This window comes from Fructilactobacillus sp. X8R2C1 (assembly GCF_059900955.1).
The window spans coordinates 257,643-275,033 of the sequence record NZ_JBWXVI010000001.1 but is presented as its reverse complement, the minus strand read 5'-3'; the positions used below and the strand labels follow the sequence as shown (position 1 = coordinate 275,033).

At 35.6% G+C, this 17,391-nt stretch carries 18 protein-coding genes; 15 read left to right on the top strand and 3 right to left on the bottom strand.

Translation table 11 applies throughout. From position 1 onward, the window contains the following. Window positions 1-233: 233 nt before the first annotated feature. The 6 genes from AC6UD6_RS01480 to AC6UD6_RS01455 all read left to right on the top strand — a co-directional run bounded on the left by AC6UD6_RS01480 (window position 234) and on the right by AC6UD6_RS01455 (window position 6,844). Window positions 234-1,226, top strand: coding sequence for an NAD(P)-dependent oxidoreductase (locus tag AC6UD6_RS01480; RefSeq protein ID WP_500695404.1), 993 nt, complete (start codon window positions 234-236; stop codon window positions 1,224-1,226). 11 nt (window positions 1,227-1,237) lie between these two features. Beyond that, the gene (locus AC6UD6_RS01475) at window positions 1,238-2,227 is read left to right on the top strand and encodes an NAD(P)-dependent oxidoreductase (protein ID WP_500695403.1); all 990 of its coding nucleotides are present in this window, start codon (window positions 1,238-1,240) and stop codon (window positions 2,225-2,227) included. Window positions 2,228-2,245: 18 nt separating this feature from the next. Next, window positions 2,246-2,851 (top strand): nitroreductase family protein, encoded by a 606-nt coding sequence (locus tag AC6UD6_RS01470; protein WP_500695402.1) that lies wholly within the window; start codon window positions 2,246-2,248, stop codon window positions 2,849-2,851. 129 nt (window positions 2,852-2,980) lie between these two features. Next, window positions 2,981-4,042 carry an acyltransferase gene (locus AC6UD6_RS01465; RefSeq protein ID WP_500695401.1) on the top strand — a complete coding sequence of 354 codons (1,062 nt, stop codon included), beginning with the start codon at window positions 2,981-2,983 and terminating at the stop codon, window positions 4,040-4,042. Between the two features lie 21 nt (window positions 4,043-4,063). Further along, a complete protein-coding gene (locus AC6UD6_RS01460; protein WP_500695400.1) occupies window positions 4,064-5,092 on the top strand; it encodes an acyltransferase in 1,029 nt (342 codons plus the stop codon). 120 nt (window positions 5,093-5,212) lie between these two features. Next, the gene (locus AC6UD6_RS01455; RefSeq protein WP_500695399.1) at window positions 5,213-6,844 is read left to right on the top strand and encodes a YfhO family protein; all 1,632 of its coding nucleotides are present in this window, start codon (window positions 5,213-5,215) and stop codon (window positions 6,842-6,844) included. A 49-nt stretch (window positions 6,845-6,893) separates the two neighbouring features. Here AC6UD6_RS01455 and AC6UD6_RS01450 read toward each other — a convergent pair whose 3' ends face one another. Beyond that, on the bottom strand, window positions 6,894-8,021 hold the full coding sequence (locus AC6UD6_RS01450) for a DUF3290 family protein (RefSeq protein ID WP_500695398.1): 1,128 nt from the start codon (window positions 8,019-8,021) through the stop codon (window positions 6,894-6,896). A gap of 368 nt (window positions 8,022-8,389) precedes the next feature. Here AC6UD6_RS01450 and AC6UD6_RS01445 point away from each other — a divergent pair, with 368 nt between their 5' ends. From AC6UD6_RS01445 to AC6UD6_RS01430, 4 genes are all read left to right on the top strand, one after another. Next, window positions 8,390-8,923 carry a hypothetical protein gene (locus AC6UD6_RS01445; RefSeq protein WP_500695397.1) on the top strand — a complete coding sequence of 178 codons (534 nt, stop codon included), beginning with the start codon at window positions 8,390-8,392 and terminating at the stop codon, window positions 8,921-8,923. Then, window positions 8,920-10,119: a hypothetical protein gene (locus AC6UD6_RS01440; protein WP_500695396.1), complete on the top strand. Its 1,200-nt coding sequence runs from the start codon at window positions 8,920-8,922 to the stop codon at window positions 10,117-10,119. The genes AC6UD6_RS01445 and AC6UD6_RS01440 overlap by 4 nt, the downstream gene beginning before the upstream one ends. A 234-nt stretch (window positions 10,120-10,353) precedes the next feature. Next, on the top strand, window positions 10,354-10,614 hold the full coding sequence (locus AC6UD6_RS01435) for a hypothetical protein (protein WP_500695395.1): 261 nt from the start codon (window positions 10,354-10,356) through the stop codon (window positions 10,612-10,614). A gap of 107 nt (window positions 10,615-10,721) precedes the next feature. Then, on the top strand, window positions 10,722-12,557 hold the full coding sequence (locus AC6UD6_RS01430) for a putative glycosyltransferase family protein (RefSeq protein WP_500695394.1): 1,836 nt from the start codon (window positions 10,722-10,724) through the stop codon (window positions 12,555-12,557). Window positions 12,558-12,609: 52 nt separating this feature from the next. Here AC6UD6_RS01430 and AC6UD6_RS01425 read toward each other — a convergent pair whose 3' ends face one another. Both AC6UD6_RS01425 and AC6UD6_RS01420 read right to left on the bottom strand, forming a co-directional pair. Then, a complete protein-coding gene (locus AC6UD6_RS01425) occupies window positions 12,610-12,756 on the bottom strand; it encodes a hypothetical protein (RefSeq protein ID WP_500695393.1) in 147 nt (48 codons plus the stop codon). Beyond that, the gene (locus AC6UD6_RS01420; RefSeq protein WP_500695392.1) at window positions 12,740-13,786 is read right to left on the bottom strand and encodes a zinc-binding alcohol dehydrogenase family protein; all 1,047 of its coding nucleotides are present in this window, start codon (window positions 13,784-13,786) and stop codon (window positions 12,740-12,742) included. Before AC6UD6_RS01420 ends, AC6UD6_RS01425 begins: the two co-directional genes overlap by 17 nt. A 131-nt stretch (window positions 13,787-13,917) precedes the next feature. Between AC6UD6_RS01420 and AC6UD6_RS01415 the strand changes: the two genes are divergently transcribed. The 5 genes from AC6UD6_RS01415 (at window position 13,918) to AC6UD6_RS01395 (ending at window position 17,337) form a co-directional block, all read left to right on the top strand. After that, entirely contained in the window at window positions 13,918-14,415 is a 498-nt protein-coding gene (locus AC6UD6_RS01415) for a methylated-DNA--[protein]-cysteine S-methyltransferase (protein WP_500695391.1), read from the top strand. A 129-nt stretch (window positions 14,416-14,544) separates the two neighbouring features. After that, complete coding sequence (locus tag AC6UD6_RS01410; RefSeq protein ID WP_500695390.1) at window positions 14,545-15,303, top strand: hypothetical protein; 759 nt, start codon at window positions 14,545-14,547, stop codon at window positions 15,301-15,303. A gap of 77 nt (window positions 15,304-15,380) precedes the next feature. Continuing rightward, window positions 15,381-16,394 carry an FRG domain-containing protein gene (locus AC6UD6_RS01405; RefSeq protein WP_500695389.1) on the top strand — a complete coding sequence of 338 codons (1,014 nt, stop codon included), beginning with the start codon at window positions 15,381-15,383 and terminating at the stop codon, window positions 16,392-16,394. A 138-nt stretch (window positions 16,395-16,532) separates the two neighbouring features. Continuing rightward, the gene (locus AC6UD6_RS01400; RefSeq protein ID WP_500695388.1) at window positions 16,533-16,880 is read left to right on the top strand and encodes a hypothetical protein; all 348 of its coding nucleotides are present in this window, start codon (window positions 16,533-16,535) and stop codon (window positions 16,878-16,880) included. A 16-nt stretch (window positions 16,881-16,896) separates the two neighbouring features. After that, the gene (locus AC6UD6_RS01395; protein WP_500695387.1) at window positions 16,897-17,337 is read left to right on the top strand and encodes a helix-turn-helix domain-containing protein; all 441 of its coding nucleotides are present in this window, start codon (window positions 16,897-16,899) and stop codon (window positions 17,335-17,337) included. Window positions 17,338-17,391 lie beyond the last annotated feature (54 nt).

Below are 17,391 nucleotides of genomic sequence, written 5' to 3'. Positions count from 1 at the left end.
TGCTTAATTATTTCGTTAGGATTGCGTAAATACCAGCGATGACCAGGATGATCATTACCACCGCCATTACTACGATTCGTTTAACTTGAGTTTTGTGAAAGTTATTAAATTTGTTTGCCATACTATTCTCCTCTGATCGGTTATGAACATTTTAGCATTTAATAAGAGAAAAGAATTGCATTTTAACCACGATTTAATTCATAATTGGGTTGTTAAGATAAGGAGATAGTTTAATGTTTAAAATAACAATTTACCATGCTGATGCGATGCAGAAGCAATACTTTGAAGATTATAATCAAACAGAATTCGACTTAAAGTTTGTCAATGAAAAGTTAACGATGGCCAATGTAAGTCAGGCTCAGGGATCAAACGGGGTTTTGATTGATGGGATGTGCGACGCTGATGGTACAATCGTTGACCACTTAGCTGATTATGGCGTTGAGTACTTGTTTACTCGTTCGGTTGGAGTTAATAATATTGACATTAAGCGGGCGACTGAAAAGGGCATTAAAGTTGCTAACGTGCCCGACTATTCACCACATTCGGTAGCAGGATTGGCGTTTACCCTTGGAATGACGCTTTTTAGACATGTTGCTCAAGCAACCGCCAACACGCATGACGCTGATTTTCGTATCTTACCACTGTACTTTAGTCGTGAGATTCACGATTCAACGGTTGGAATCATTGGGGCCGGTAGGATCGGAACGGCTGAAGCCCAGATGTATGATGCAGTTGGGGCAAACGTTTTGGCTTATCAACGGCATGCTGATCCCGATAATCATTCCGTTAAGTTTGTTGACATGGATGAGTTACTTACAAAATCTGATATTGTTTCCATTCACGTTCCACTAACTTCTGGTACGGAGAAATTAATTGGCAAGGCCGAACTAACCAAGATGAAGAACGATGCCATCCTAGTCAATACAGCTCGGGGCGGCGTGGTTGATAACAACGCGGTTGCTGATGCCGTCGAGAATTTTGAAATTGGTGGTTATGGAACCGATGTCCTACTAGATGAAGGTCAGATTATGGGCAAAGAATTCAACAGTTTGGATGATGTTCCTAATGCTGAAGACAAGAAGCTAATGAAGAACTATCCCAATGTGATCGTCACGCCACACATGGGTTCGTTCACCGAGGAAGCCAATAAGGACATGGTTCGGATCAGTTTTGATAACTTTCAAAAAGTGATTGAGACTGGAAAACCACTTCATCCATTAAACTAAGGAGAGATATAATGGCAAAGATTACTGCTTATGATGTAAGGCCATTTGAAAAAGAATACTTTGTGGATTTAAATTCATATGACTTTGATTTAAATTTGGTTGAAAGACCATTGAAGATTGATACGGTTGACGAGGCAATGGGCACGGATGCCATCCTGATTGACGGTTCCTGTGTCGCTGATAAAGATGTCTTGGATAAGGTCAAGGATATGGGAATTAAGTATCTGTTTACCCGTTTTGTTGGTTACAACAACATTGACCTAGATGCTGCTAAAGCAGACGGAATTATGGTTGCTAACGTTCCTAGTTATTCACCATATTCCGTTGCCGAATTAGCACTGACGATGGGAATGGACCTATTCAGACACGTTGCCCAGGCAACTGTAAATACAAATAACGCTGACTTTCGGGTTCTGCCAACGTATTTCAGTAATGAAATTCATGATGCAACCGTCGGAATTATCGGAGTTGGTCACATGGGGAGTGCTGAGGCTAAGTTGTATCACAATCTTGGTGCCAACGTGCTTGGCTATCAACGTCATCCAAATGACAATCCCGATGTAACCTTCGTTGATGAAGATGAGTTGTTAAAGAAGTCGGATATTGTTTCCATTCACGTTCCTTACGTACCGGGTGAAAATGACGAGATGATTGGTGCTCCAGAGTTAGCCAAGATGAAACGAAACGCTATTTTAGTCAACACTGCGCGTGGTGAGCTGGTTGATACTAAGGCCGTTACGATTGCATTGTCTGGTAGTAACATTGGTGGCTACGCTGCTGACGTGATTATTGATGAGAATCAGATTGATGGTAACGAGTTCAACTCATTAGATGACCTTCCAAACAAAGACGTGTTAGAATTGATGAAGCGTTATCCAAATGTTATTATTACTCCGCACATTGGTTATCTGACTAAGCCAGCCACGGTCGACATGATCAAGGTTAGCTATGATAATTTCCACGAAGCAATGACAACGGGAAAGACCAAGAATCAAATTTAACGAAAGAAGTTTTGGAACATGGAATTAAAGAAACAATTCTTAGATCTTGAGAAGAATCGACGAACCATCTATGACCTGGGTAAAGACGTGCCTTTCTTACAGGACGATCTATATACTTATATCAAGGAATTAATTAAATACACACCAAGTGCCTTCAATGGGCAGACGGTTCGAGCTGTGGTACTTTTTAACGAAAACCATGATAAGTTATGGGATATCGTTGAAGATGCGCTGAGAGAAAAGGTACCAGCCGACGGATTTCTTCGAACGAAGGCAAAGATCTCAACTTTTAGGGATGCCTATGCATCAATCTTGTTTTTTACTGATATGGACAAGGTTAAAGAATTGCAAGGTCAATTTAAGACCTATCAATACGAGATGTACAACTGGTCTGAAGAAGGACAAGGGAACGCTCAGTTTGCCGTTTGGACTGGTCTAGAAGAAAATGGACTTGGCGTTAACATTCAACACTATGATCCATTGATTAATGCGCAAGTGGCTTCCACCTTTGATATTACTGATCACTGGCAATTACGGGCTGAAATGAACTTTGGTTCAATCAACACTCCTGCTAGCGAAAAAGATTTCATGGATGATAGCAAGCGATTTAGAATGCTTAAATAGAATAATACGTAAAAGAGCGTGAAAATTTTGTCTTCACGCTCTTTTTGTATGTAAAATTAAATTTCTTATTTTTTAGAAGTTCTGATATCATTGTAATTGTGTTAAATATTACATAGTACAGGAGAAAATATGCAAAAAAGATTAACTTATATTGATGTAACTAACATAATTGGAATTATATTTGTTCTTTTGCTTCATGCGTCATCCGTTGCTTGGAATGATAGGACAACGATTAGTACTCCAATGTTAATGATAACTTCAGTTATTCATGCGATATGTATTTGTGCCGTTTTTCTTTTTATTATGAATTCCGGGGCAACGTTGATTGGGTATAAAAATAAATATGATAATTTAACCTTTGCGAAGAAGAGAATATCAAGAGTTGTAATTCCCTTAGTGGCATGGAGTTTGATTTTTTATTTAATTGCATGTAGTGGTCATTTTACAGGAGCAATTACACCTGTCACTAATCCGGGGATTATTGATTTTATTAAGAATTTTATTGGAAATAATATCGACGGATCTTTCTGGTTCTTCTATGCCATTATTGCGATGTATATTGTTACACCAGTTTTAGCAGATCTAAGTAAAAATACGCTTTTTTACATTGTCATTTTGGTTTTTATTAATAATCTGATTTTATTTATTCATGATATTTTTAATTTAGGAACCACACCGTATTTTATTGCCTTTATGTATTTATTTTCAACAGCAAATTATGTCGGCTATTACATCATGGGTTATTTACTGAAAGAAAAGTATTTTAGTAGGAAATTTCAAAACATGTTAGTGGGATTAGGATTGGTATCACTAATATTTGTAATTGCGATTCAATTTGTTTCTCCAGAAAATTTTGGGCCAAAATTAATTAGTTATGGCAGTACTGGTTATGGTTCACCTTTCACTTTCTTTTATTCAATTGGATTTTACGTTGTCATTAGAAGATTAATTAGTAAAGCACATTGGTTTAATAATCTGAGGATTAAGTCATTTTTAGCTAAGGTTTCATCAGTTAGTTTAGGAATTTATATTTTGCACTTAATGTTTTATGAGACATTTAATAAGATTTTTCATTTAACTTATTCTTCATACTGGGACATTTTCTTAATGCCATTTGTTGTCTATGTTGTTTGTGGTCTGTTTGTTTATTTGATGAAAAAGATCCCTGTTATTAAGCATCTTTTTCCATAAAGGTAATAATTAGGAGAAACTATGAAAAAAAGATTAACCTATATTGATGTAATTAATATCATTGCAATTTTTGCTGTTTTGATGTTGCATTCATCACAGTATTTTACTAATGGGATTGTTTTAAAAAATAATATTATTCAAGCAATTTTTATTCCAGCAATTTACTTATTTTTGATGAATTCTGGGGCAACTTTGATTGGGTATAGATCAAAATACGATACCAAAACATTCTTTATTAAAAGAATTAAACGTGTTGTCATTCCTTTTGCTGTATGGAGTATTATTTGGTATTTATATGATATAAAATTTACAGCATTTCCAGGACCAATTCCTCATCCTAATCCAAGTATCAAAGATTTTATTTTGGGATTTTTAAATAACAACATTGATAATATATTTTGGTTTTTCTATGCCATTATTCTTTTATATTTATTAGTTCCTTTATTATCTTTGTTAGCTGATCATCATAAGGATTTATTATTTTATCTTGTAATTCTAAACTTTGTTGGAGACTTTCTTTATATATATGCCATTCAAGCGTATCAATTACCGATTGATCCAACTAAAGTTCAAATAAATCCAATTGCTTCTGCCTTTATCGGGATATTCATCATGGGGTATTTGATTAATATTAACTATTTTTCTAAAAAAATTGAAACCTGTATCTCAGTTGTTGGTATATGCGCTTTAGCTTTCTTATTAATATCAGAAATTTTTCTTCCAAATGTTGCTTCTCATAACATTTTAGGAAATTCTCCATACTTATTTTTCTATGTGATTGGTATATTTACCCTGATTAAATTGTTAGTAGGTAAGTTTGAATTATTTAATAATATTCGTGTAAAAAGCATTTTAGCAAAGATGGCTTCTGTTAGTTTAGGTATTTATATTTTGCATCCATTATTCTTTAAACTATTTGATGTTATTTTTAAATCAAATCCGTCAGGGCTGGTTCATGTATTTGTTATGCCAGTTGTAACATATGTTCTGTGTGGATTATTAGTGTTTGGACTAAAAAGGGTTCCACTTTTAAAGGAGATTTTACCTTAAACATAGCTTCCAATTTAACAAAATATATAAAATATTGAATTTACTATTGGAGGAATTGCTATTATTAAACTTGGTTCGTATTTAAAAAAGAATATTAATTTATTTATTCTACTGTTATTCGTGATTCTTAGCGTAGTTATTATTCTTCCGTATATAAAACAACCAGTACTTAATTGGGATTTACCGTTTCATTTAGCACCATTAAATGAGACGTTTGGCTATATAAAAAATGGTAACTTATCACATTTGTTTCCTGATATATTAACAAAAAATGGTGGATCATTTGGATATCCATTGAATCTATTTTATCCATCTTATTTTTTATTGCCAGAATTAATTTTCAGATTAATTGGTTTTGATCCTTATGATTCATATTTGATATTTTTGTTCCTAGTAACTTTATTAACTTTTGTATCAATGTATTTTGTTACCAAGAAAATAATTAGGAATAAATTTTCTGGTGTAATTAGTGCAATTTTGTATGTATTTTCTCAGTATAGAGAAATTGACATGTTTTTTCGACAAGATATTTCTGAAGCATTAATTTTTATATTTTTACCAATTTGTTTTTATGGTATGTACCAAATTTTATGTAAAGATTATAAAAAATGGTGGATTCTTGTAATTGGAATGTCTCTATGCCTTCTTACACACATATTGTCATCTATCATCATTAGTTTTTTTATATTGTTATCTTTGGGATTGATTTTTTGTGAATCTGAAGGTTGGAAATTAAGATTAAAAAGGATTATTTACTTAATATTTTCTTCATTTATTTCATTTCTAGCGTCATCTGTTTTTATAGTTCCTCTATTGGTTAATTATAAAAAATATTCACCATTCGTTATTGAAAATTTTCCAGTTGATTTGATGAAAAATGCTCCTAGTGTTGAAACAATGGCATTTGGTAATATTGCTATCCCAATGGGATTGGGAATTGTTTTATCAGTTGTTTTTATTTTTTGTATGTTTTACTTTAGAAGGATGAATAATGTTTTAAAATATTTATTCATTGAAGCAATAATATTTTTATTCATAATTTCTAATCTTTTTCCTTGGCAAATTTTGCAGACATATTTGAAGATATTACAATTTCCAACTAGATTATATATAATTCCTGTTCTTTTGATATCTCTATTAGGTGGTAATTGCATTAATTTAGCTTTTTCTGGCGGTAGTATTAGAAATCAGTCTAAAGCTAAAATTACTTTTTTACTTTTGTTCGTTAGTTCTGTTATTTGCATCTCTTTCTCTGATTCTGGGCAAATAAAACAACAGTCAGGTTCTATTGGACAAAGAAAGAGCTTTGTTAGAGACACATCAGAATTTCATGATGCATATGATTATCTACCAATGGGATCCAGTGATACTGTTCCATTGCTTTTGAAACATTCTGTTCCAGATATAAACGGGAAAAATTACCAAATAAGACAAATTAGTAGAATTACATCTTATAACAAAATTAGTTATAATTTAGAAAGTAGACATAATACAAATTGGACAAAAATACCAAGTATATATTATGATGGATTCCATGTTTATAACAATGGAAAGATTGTTCCGATAAAGCCTAATAATAAAAACATAATCCAAGTTAAATTGACCAAGGGAATTAATAGAGTAGATATTGTTTACAAAAAAACAATAATTCAAATTATTTCTATCTGGATCAGTTTATTTACATGGTTATTGCTCATATATTTTGTATTCAGAAATTTCTTTTTGAAACAAATAAATGATAATAAAAAGTAAATCTTGATAAAAATAAGCCCAATCCATCTGGATTGGGCTTATTTACTATCTATTTCGTTTTCTTCAAACTTTTTCGCTTCCTTGGATACAACACAAGGTCTAAATCACCCTTAGATCCAAACTGACCTAGGTAGACATCCTGAATGGTGCATCCCTGTTTCTCACACATTTGTTCAACTTGATCGTCGTTTAAGTTACGACGTTTAGCAACGTTTTCGTTTAATTGGCCATCGGTGATAATAGGGTAGTTCATAGTAGGTTCATCGTTTAACGTCACGGTCAACTGACCGTTTTCTTCAAGAGTTGCGTTTTTAACGTCCTTGAAGTCGTTAACTCCATGAGTTCTGAGTTTGAAAGCAAGCTGATTAGCGGTTAAACCGTTCCGCAGTGCACGGTTGACGTTTACGACACCATTTAAAATCAGTATCTGCGGACTTCCGTTGATCAGCTTATTCAGCGTATTACTCGTTCCGGTTAAGAACTTACTTGCAAAGACGATAACAGACCAGATTAACAGAATGATGACAAATTGAATTGGAGTGATGTCTTGGTTGTAAATAACACCACCAATAATTCCACCAAGAATATAGTTCTGGAGTTGGTCGACGGCATTTGATGGAGCCAGATTACCTTTGCCAGAAAGGTTAATCTGTAAGACAATCATGATGAATCCAATCAGGAACTTCAAGAAGATGGTCCAATATTGAGAGTCACTACTACTCCACGTGAAGCCACCCTTGTTGATATGCTTGGGTTTAGATACTAGTTTAGTTGGGGTGACCGTGTAGTTGGTCATGTCAGTATTGAAGTGAACCACGTAGGCGTCTTTTCCCGCTTGAATCGTCATTCCATCAACCAGATTATTGCTACTAGCATACATCTGGTTTAGCGGAACTTTTTTCTGTTTACTGATGTTTTTCATGATTTGGACGGTCTGAGTAGTTTGACTATCAGCGTTTTTTTGCTGAAAGACTCGGCCTGTCTGCATCGCGATAATCAGTGCCCCTAACATCGTAACTAGGATGAATAGGCTTCGAAATCTTAGGTTACTTCTATTTCGATAATAGAAGATCCCAGTTCCAATGATGACCAACGCAATCACAATGATTAAACCAATAAAGATGTAGTTGGTAAAATTGAAATTGTGGGAAATAAATGAATATGAATAAAGCTTCACTACTCTCACTCCAGTTCTGTATTAGTTATGTAACAATTATACTCAATTCAGGCGGTTTGTGTTTTATATTTAGCAAGAAATTAACTTTTTGTTTATTTTATTGTCTGGCAGGACGTGAAAATGGTATTAATCTAAAGCTTATGAAAGTGATACAATGGTTTGTGCTATAATATCTGTATTATTAACGTATCTATTAATTAAAAATAATATATACATTAATCGTATTATCATTTATAAGTAGGAGTGGTATTATCAAATATTCAAATACGCAATGGGTTATATATAAAGCCTCTGAGCTACTATCTAGCAAACTATTTGTATTATTAATATTACTGGTAGCGTTTGTTATTTTAGTCCTTGGATATGTTTTGATCAGAAATAGTTACTATCAAGACAAGGCAAGCAATAGCCATGGCATCAAACCAAATCATAAAAAAACAGGTGTATGGCTGGTTTGTATTGGGATCGTCTTCATCGGAATCTTTTTTGTTGGTTCTAAGTACGTTAAGGATAGAGCAGTGGACCCGAACGAGATTGAAAGAACGAATCAAGTTAACTTTGATGAGACTGGTACGATCACCAACATTAATCAATCTGATGATAATTACTTGTATGAGATTAAAGTTAACGGTAAACGTAAAAATCAGACCGTCTATGTTTCGATGCTGGATAAGCCTGTTAGCATGGACGTTCAGCCACCGATTCATCCCTTCAGTGGGACGATAATTACGCAACCAGTGATTAGTAATGCAACGGTGGGTAGTAAAGTAACGTTAAGGTCATGTAAATACGACTTTAAGTATAAAAACCATAAGGATTTTGTGCCTAATGACGATTCTGCTAATAAACAATTAAAATTATTAAATGAGAATTACGTAAATGGAGTTGTAACCGAAAAATGATAAAAGATTCAATTTATTTTTTAAAAAAACATGAATCTTCTTTGTATCTGTGTGCTCTGGTAGTCGGAATCCTCGATGCATTAGTTGGTACCACGATGATTATTAAAATGCATCCAGTCATTGGACACGTGTTACATTTGGTGCTCCTGTTGGCGTTTGTCTATGTATTTTTTAAGATTTTTTTCTTTGATAACTTAAAGCCGATTTATTTGATAGGAATTTTTGTCCTAATTACTTTTATATTCATAAATGGTCATTTTGCCAGAGACCAAAGTTTGTTATATACGATGGTGTTTCTTGTTGGTATGAAAGACGTTCCGATTAAACGGATTATTAAAACAGAAATAATTGTTACGATCTGTGTGATTGGGGTAGTTATTTTATTTTCAGCATTTGGCGTTTTGCCGAATCTGCAATTCCCCCGAAACGGATTAATTCGCAATAGTTTAGGTTTCGTTTATCCATTATTATTGTCCTCAGCGGTCTTTTTCTTGAACGTTGCGTTAGCGAGTTATTTATTGATTAATAAAATATCGTTTAAGAACAAGCTGATTGGTTCATTAATAATGGCGGTTGGAACGATTGCCATCTACTTGATTACTGATTCCAGAACCGATCTGTTGCTTAACATCGCAATCGTAATTGTCATCATCCTTTCATGTTTTTCCATTAACTTAAGAAATCGATACACGAAGATACTGGCGGAACTGACGCCGCTCTTGATTGCCTTTTGGACCATCATATCAATGATCTTTTATAAAAATGATAGTCTTTGGTTAACTTTAAATAAGCTTTTTAGTAACCGGTTGGCTCTGGTGCATGAAGCCTATTTAAAGTACATGCCAGGCATGCTTGGTCAATACATCAAGCAGCGCGGAAACGGCGGTAAGGTGAGTGATGTCTTACATTACTTTTACATTGATTCCAGTTTTTCACGGGTGCTGTTTATGGATGGTTACATTGTGTTTGTAATATTGATGGTTTTAATTACCATTGGACTCGTTCGTTTATTGTCGAAAGACAGTGCGGTGGCCTCATATTTAGCCTTGATTATTATCATTACACTAATCGAAGGGGTCTTTACCGACCACATGTTTTACGCTAACAACGTCGCTTTATTTATGATTGCTGGTCAGATCATGGAACTAATCAGTCAACGTGGTTCTAGTGAGAACCTTTTGAAGAGTGCCATATAAAGTTTATTGAAGTGTTTTGTAATTACTAGGGTGAATCTAGGAGTTACAGAGCGCTTTTTTTGTGAGTAAATTTGTTTCAAGCATGCTTAATCGGATTGAAAATGATAAAATAGTTCAAACGAAACAATAGGATAATTTATTTAAAGCGGCCCAAAATTCAGCAATTTTTAACGCATGGACGACTGATCATCACGATTTTGATGTCAAAACGGGAAAACTAAAGGAGTCTTTTTAATGGAGTCAAAAAGTAAAGAGGAAGCACTAAACAAAAAGATTAAGAATCTGCATAACTTTGCCAACTGGGGCTTAACGCCGCTGGTTGTGATTTTTATCGTAGTTTACTTTTTAACCAAACCAACCTCAATCTGGACGATTTTATTGGCGTTACTAGTGGTTTTTACGACGTTCATTGTTTGTGTAATGGCGCTAGTTTACATTTACAAGAAAAAGAAACACCAAAAGGGATCCAGTCGACATAATTCTGATCAAAAATAGCGAAATAATGGCGGTACGATAGGTAACCGTCTTTTTTTGTGGCAATTAATTAGTGTATAATCGATGATAATTAAGAAGTTAATCACAATTACTTATAAGAGGAAATCATGAAGAAGAATAAATATGCTAAAACGACACTAGCGGTTCTTTTAATTTTGTTAGCGGCCCTTTTCTTGGTTGGAATTCAGTACTTTTCACACAGTATCCTACTAGGAAACGACTCGCTCTTTCATTTTAATCGCATTTATGACGTTGAAAAACAGCTTCAGACTGGCAACTTCAATTATTTCATGACTAACTATGGCTTCAATCAGACTGGTCGAATCGTCAATGCGGTCTATGGACCTTACATGGCATTTATCTTGGGATTAGTTTTGCTAGTGACTAAGAGTTGGTTTAGCTTCCAACTGGTAACGAGTTTTGTTCTGTATGTCATCGCCGGACTGGGTTCGTACGGCTTGTTTCGCCGGGTTAAAGTCAATCGTTTTTTTGCCACAGCTGGCGCCATTATTTATTTGTCACAGAACTTCATTACCGGTTGGCAGACTGATGCCCAGTTTCTAGCCTGGGGCGCAGCGATCCTGCCGTTTGCGGTGATGGTGGCTCTTGATTTGCTGGATGGTTCACCGAAGAAAGTTCACATGACGTTAGCGTTAGTCGTTGCGATTTTACTTGAGATGCACATCCTGAGTTCCTTGTTCACGGTCATTATGCTAATCCCGTTTGCGGTTGTTGGTCTTTGGCGTTCACGAGCTAAGTGGCAGTATCTAGGGAAGATTGCGTTGAACGTGCTCTTAACGTTGATTTTGGCTGGAAACTACTTCATTGGCTTCTTGAACATTTTCGGAAAAAACGAACTCATGCCACCATTTATGATGAAGGACATGAGTACGTATTCGGCTAATTTTAATTTTTATAATAACTTACCCAATGAAGTTGGAATCGTGCTGATACTGATTTGTGTCTTTCAGTTGGGATACATGATTATTGCCAAAAAAAAGAATCTGACTAACATCGTGGTCACGATTGTGGGTGGTTTGTTTCTTATAGTGTCATCGGCGATTCTCCCTTGGAACGCAATGGGTGAGAAGTGGACCTACATGCAGAACTTCATCCAGTTCCCATACCGTTTCTTTCCGTATGCGGCAATTTTGTTGATGGTGGGTTTTTTCATGTCACTCAGTCAGATTAATAGTGATTGGTACGAAAAAATCAGCGCATCGCACGGTAATATTCGCTATAATTACATGAAGATTTTTATGGGAATCGTGGTATCCGTCATGGCGGTTGTTGCCCTCTGTTTTGCATATTCAAACGTTCAGTATGGCGTTGATGTTTGGCATAACCCGAAGAGTTCCCCGATTAAACGTAATATGATTCGCGCCCTTCCAAACGTGGAGACACCACGCAAGTACCTGCCACCAGCTAAGAGTCCGTTTAAGAAGAATTTGAGCGTGAAACAGGTTCGCTTAGACTTTATAAGTGGCAACCTTGATAAGCCATTGCGCGACGTTTCTGAGTCAAACGGGGACTACTTGCCAAATGATTCTGGTAATCCCAACTTTAATTCGGTTGGATCGCAGTACCATGCTGATGTCATGAATAATCATGGTTTTAAAAAACAAGTGGACCATAATGGTGATTTAACCGTTAAGTGGAACACTGATACCAGTCAGATGAAGAATGATTATCGAACCGTTCCGGTAATTTTGTACCATAGTTCGACGGTTAAACTGAACGGGGCCAAACTTAGTCGTAATCAATATCGCGTTTCCGATATTGGAGCGGCAAGGGTTAAAGAAAAACCTGGTCAGAATCAGCTGACGGTTGGATACCAAAAGCCAGCACATTTCATGGCAGTGGTTGCTCTGTCTGTATTGGCATGGATTGTGACGGTCGGATACGTGATTGTTAGAGGAATCTATCATTGGTTAAAAAAATAATAGACATACAAAAAGGATTGAGCCGTTGAAAAAAGTTCAATCCTTTTTAATGTTAAAGATTATTCCAGTTAATTCCTTTACTAATATCAGAATAGTGATCTGGATTCTGGTCTTTTGGGCCTTCAAGTGCCTCTTTGAGTTGACCATTCTTTTTTAGTTCTTCGGTTTCCCTTGTAGCACTATTATTTTTCGTTTTCATCATTGGCCACCACGACTTTCCCAATCATTTGCTTACTTTCGACTAACTTGGTAGCTTTTCGTAAATTTTCGGCATTGATGGGATCAAACTGCTTGGTCATGGTGCTTACTAAATTCCCCTCATCGAGCATGATACTAATCTTATCCAAGATTTCGTGTTGGGTGATCATGTCAGGAGTATGGAATTCGGATTTGGTAAACATGTATTCCCAAGCAAAGCGAGCACGTTTTTCCTTTAGTTTACTCATGTCGAGTGACTTACCAGAGCCGGTGATTGATACGATTGTGCCAGATGGGGCAATTAACTCACATATTTCGTCCCAGTAAGCGTCAATGTTACGTAAATCTAAGATGTAGTCAACGTATTTGAAACCCTGGTCGTGAATCTTTGAAACGATGTCATCGTGGTAGTCAACAACGATGTCGGCGCCGTGATCGAGTTCCCACTGTTTCGTCTCATCTTTTCCGGCAGTGGCAATGACTTTGAGGTTAGCGCGGTGAGCCAATTGGGTCGCAATTGAACCGACTCCACCAGCACCATTGATGATTAAGATTGATTTATTGTGGTTCTGTTCGTCACGGTCGTAAAAATCAATGTTCATCTGTTCAAACATGGCCTCCCACGCCGTCAGGCTAGTGAGTGGCATAGCGGCAGCGTGAGCATTGTCTAACTTCTTCGGGGCAATGCCAACGATGCGTTCGTCAACCACCTGATACTCACTATCGCTACCTGGACGAACGTGTGAGCCGGCATAAAAGACGCGGTCACCGACACTGAAACGATTGGTCTTAGAACCAACCGCTTCAACGGTTCCAACGGCATCCCATCCGATAATTTTCGGTTCTTTTAGTGGCTCTTTTTGAGCTTCACGGGTGAAAACGTCCACTGGGTTAACCGAAACGGCAGCCACTTTTACTAACAGGTCGTGTGGTTCCGGTTTGGGCACTTCGGTGGTGAAATCAAACAGACTCTTGGGGTCATCAATTGGTAGGTATTTTGTGTAACCAACGGCATTCATTTCTTTAGTCATAAGCGTTCTCCTTTTTCGTATTCTACCCCTAGGATACCACGCAGACGGCGATAATTGTTTCCCTGGAGTTAGGTTACCATCACATTTTATGATAAAATGATGATATGGAAAGAGTGGGATGAGGTAAAAAAATGCAAAGATTGTATTGGGATTCCGTTCATGTTAACGGGGATAAAGTCTTCTTCACGATTGACGATCATGGATTGAATTTCGTAAGCAGTCCAGGTCAAGGAGTGTCTCAACTGCTTGATTTTTATACGAGTGATCATTTTGAGTACGCCAAAAATAGTGAGCACAGCTTGCAGTATCGTAAAACAATTAAAAACTATTTAAGAGGTAAGTCAACCAGTCTTGATTTGCCAACTGATTTTATGGGGTACGGTTCTGATGAAGACCGGTTGGTTTGGAACGAAATTGCCCAGATCCCGTTTGGTGAATTAGTTACGGTTTCCGATCTGGCAGACCGTTCTGGTGTTAGTCAGGATAAAGTGGAGGCTGCCATTTCAAGAAGTCCCATCTGGATCGTGTTGCCACTTCACCGGGTAACGGATCGAAACGGACGTTATCCATACCGGACAAACGAAATGACCCGTGATTTCTTGGTAAATCTTGAGCATCCTAAAAAGTAAATAATGAAATCGAGATTTCAGTCGTGAAGTCTCTTTTATTTTCGATAAATTGATGTGAAATGACTTTTGTAAAAATGTGTGATGTTGTATAGTCATAATCACAATCAATTAATGAATGGAGTATTTAAAATGAAACATATTATTAAGGCAGATAACGGGCGAGTGTTTAAACGATTGGTAGCGACAGGAGTCAACGATAACAGTAATCAGTTTGATTTCAACAAGGTCAGACCGATTCCGCAACAAATTAGGGACGTAATCGTCGATGATTATTTGTCAAACGCTGCGATTGGGGTGTACATGGTTAACGTTGACTTCAACCGGGATGATATTCCGTCGACGGTGGAAGCACTAGCGGCTGATATGAATCACAATGGGGACGAATTTTACGACCGCGTCCAGCGGGACCAACAGAAGTTCCTTTCAACTTTCATGGAAGTCTATGGTCAATTTGAGCAACCCATGGATGACAAGATGAAAGAGGCCACCATTGCTTCACTTCAACGTGGTTACATTGGGGCTAAAAAGTATTTGATTAAGGACAACATTGATTTAGAGGTCTTTCAGCCATATGACCCAGAGAAAATTTTGCAACCGGACTTAAGGGAGGGTTTTCAAGGAATCGACTTGAACGTGCTCGCTTGGCTGTCCAAACAGGGTGAGATGTTGATCAATAACTACATTGCCTTCCAGGCCTTTAATCAGGAAGATTGGACTAACGAGAACTGGCGCATTACCGAAAATGCGTTTGATACTGAGATTGATAAAAAAGAAAACACCATTACTTTTCATACCAATGAAATTGTCGGTTTAACCGATTTGTTTGAGACCTTGTTGATTAAGTCGGATGCCCAGGCGGATGATGTGAAGTATATGTATGAGTTGTAGAAATGATATCAATAGAAGGGTTACAATTCCCTTCTTTTTTATTAATAATACCATCTACATAAATGGGGAGAAGATTGATGACAAAGCTAGACAATAAATTAAATGAAATTATGGAAAAAGAGATAATACTGTTAAAGAATAATCATACTTCTGGATTTGGACAAGATACAACATTAGGCATGAATGATGATATGTGGCTTTTTCGTGGTGAGGCAAAGAATTATAAAGAAAGTAGTTTTCTTGCAACTCGTAATAGAAAAGAAATAAATGACGAAGAAATTTATATTACACCAGATGATAAATCTAACTTTAATAGTAATCTTAGTGAGTTAATAAATTGGCAAGAAAATAATAGTAACCCAACTAAATTATTAGATATTACTACATCTGCAAAAGTTGCTTTATATTTTGCATGTCACGGACATGAAAATAAAAATGGGAAACTTTATATATTTACTAGACATGGGATCAATAATCGTAAATATAATGATCCATTTATTGAGTTTATGGCGTTTTTGGAAACACATAATAATAATTTTTATGATAAAAGTATAATTAAAGAAATAATGAATTTAAGAAAATTTTATCCCCGTGAAAATGAAAATATGTGTATTGAACTTACAAAAAATCCTGATAAAATCAATTCTACAGGGGATGAATTAATAGATAAGTATTTAGAAAGTGTAAAAAATCAGATTAGTGTTGACAATGTTTTAAATGATGAAGTTATTATAAATTTAAGTAATATAATAGATTCTAAATATAATAGATCTAAGCAACTAGTTTCAAATTTTATTGGAGAAAATTTACATTTTGATAAATGTCCAGTTTGGAAAATTGTTAGTGAGCTATCTATACCAGTATATAAAGAATTCTTAATAGCACCTAATGATGATAATAAAAATATGCAAGCACAGCATGGAATGTTTTTGTATCAACCTTGGATGTATGATATTAAAGAAGCATATGAAAGTTTTATAAGTAATAAGATGACAGGATCAATTACTATAGATCATTTTGAAAAAAAGGAAATATTAAGTGAACTAGATAAGGAAGGATTTAATGAAAAAACGCTTTTTCCTGAAAATTAGCGTATATGCACTATGAAAACCATTTAGTTAATTAATTTAACTGAGTGGTTTTTATTATGGGTTAATTTATTGTTTTGTTTCTGATTAGAAACAAATGGTATTATGATATTAGCCAAGGGAGATATGGTGATAAGCACCATGAATAATGCATCTAAGCGTAAAGTTAAAGGTGTTTTAAAGAAGATCAAAAAGAATCGATCAACTTGGCAGGTAAGCAGGCGCTCTAAAAACTTGGAAACTCAAATCAAACTAGAAATGGATTCAGTAGGAATCATGAATTTTATTTATAACAATCTTTCTTGGAAAGATTATGTTTGTGGTCCTGAAAGTGATAACCACGTTCCGCCAATTTCTGGAGACATTTGGGTATTCGGGTTAACTAGATTAAATTATGATTTGTATTTAAAATTTCAATTAAAGAAGAATTCAGTATATTGGATTTCAATTCATATTGCTGAATATCCAATACATTATCGTTATAAGTAGAAGGGAGAAAATAATGATGAAATTATTATATAATCCAGAAACAAACCAAACTGGTCAATACCGAGATGTTTACGAAAATAAAACTGTCAATTTTAAGGGCGTAGATGTTAGTGTTAACGAACATTTTCTCGTCGATAAATCAGGTGAAAAATGGCTTGATTTTAATGATCCAGACGAAAATATTCATAAGATATTTGATGCTTACCGTAAATTAAAGGGGTTTATGGTGCCAACAGATGTTAGAAAGCTCAGGAAGAGTTATGGATTGTCTAGTAGGGACTTTGCTAAAACATTGGGAATGGGATATGGAACACTGAACCAGATTGAAAATAATCACATTGTCCAGAGTACCCAACAAGATGCATTGTTTCAGATGGCAAAGGATAGAAGCGCTTTTGAAAGGCTAGTGATTAAACATCATGATAATCACAAGCTAGCAACTGAGATGGAATTGTAATACTTATTTTGGAGATACATTGTTTTTATGTTCACTCATTAACAAATTACTCTC

Coding starts and splice junctions, on each gene's coding strand:
- AC6UD6_RS01480 (WP_500695404.1), top strand. CDS start 234: ATGTTTAAAATAACAATTTACCATGCTGATGCGATGCAGAAGCAATAC.
- AC6UD6_RS01475 (WP_500695403.1), top strand. CDS start 1,238: ATGGCAAAGATTACTGCTTATGATGTAAGGCCATTTGAAAAAGAATAC.
- AC6UD6_RS01470 (WP_500695402.1), top strand. CDS start 2,246: ATGGAATTAAAGAAACAATTCTTAGATCTTGAGAAGAATCGACGAACC.
- AC6UD6_RS01465 (WP_500695401.1), top strand. CDS start 2,981: ATGCAAAAAAGATTAACTTATATTGATGTAACTAACATAATTGGAATT.
- AC6UD6_RS01460 (WP_500695400.1), top strand. CDS start 4,064: ATGAAAAAAAGATTAACCTATATTGATGTAATTAATATCATTGCAATT.
- AC6UD6_RS01440 (WP_500695396.1), top strand. CDS start 8,920: ATGATAAAAGATTCAATTTATTTTTTAAAAAAACATGAATCTTCTTTG.
- AC6UD6_RS01435 (WP_500695395.1), top strand. CDS start 10,354: ATGGAGTCAAAAAGTAAAGAGGAAGCACTAAACAAAAAGATTAAGAAT.
- AC6UD6_RS01430 (WP_500695394.1), top strand. CDS start 10,722: ATGAAGAAGAATAAATATGCTAAAACGACACTAGCGGTTCTTTTAATT.
- AC6UD6_RS01425 (WP_500695393.1), bottom strand. CDS start 12,756: ATGAAAACGAAAAATAATAGTGCTACAAGGGAAACCGAAGAACTAAAA.
- AC6UD6_RS01420 (WP_500695392.1), bottom strand. CDS start 13,786: ATGACTAAAGAAATGAATGCCGTTGGTTACACAAAATACCTACCAATT.
- AC6UD6_RS01415 (WP_500695391.1), top strand. CDS start 13,918: ATGCAAAGATTGTATTGGGATTCCGTTCATGTTAACGGGGATAAAGTC.
- AC6UD6_RS01410 (WP_500695390.1), top strand. CDS start 14,545: ATGAAACATATTATTAAGGCAGATAACGGGCGAGTGTTTAAACGATTG.
- AC6UD6_RS01405 (WP_500695389.1), top strand. CDS start 15,381: ATGACAAAGCTAGACAATAAATTAAATGAAATTATGGAAAAAGAGATA.
- AC6UD6_RS01400 (WP_500695388.1), top strand. CDS start 16,533: ATGAATAATGCATCTAAGCGTAAAGTTAAAGGTGTTTTAAAGAAGATC.
- AC6UD6_RS01395 (WP_500695387.1), top strand. CDS start 16,897: ATGAAATTATTATATAATCCAGAAACAAACCAAACTGGTCAATACCGA.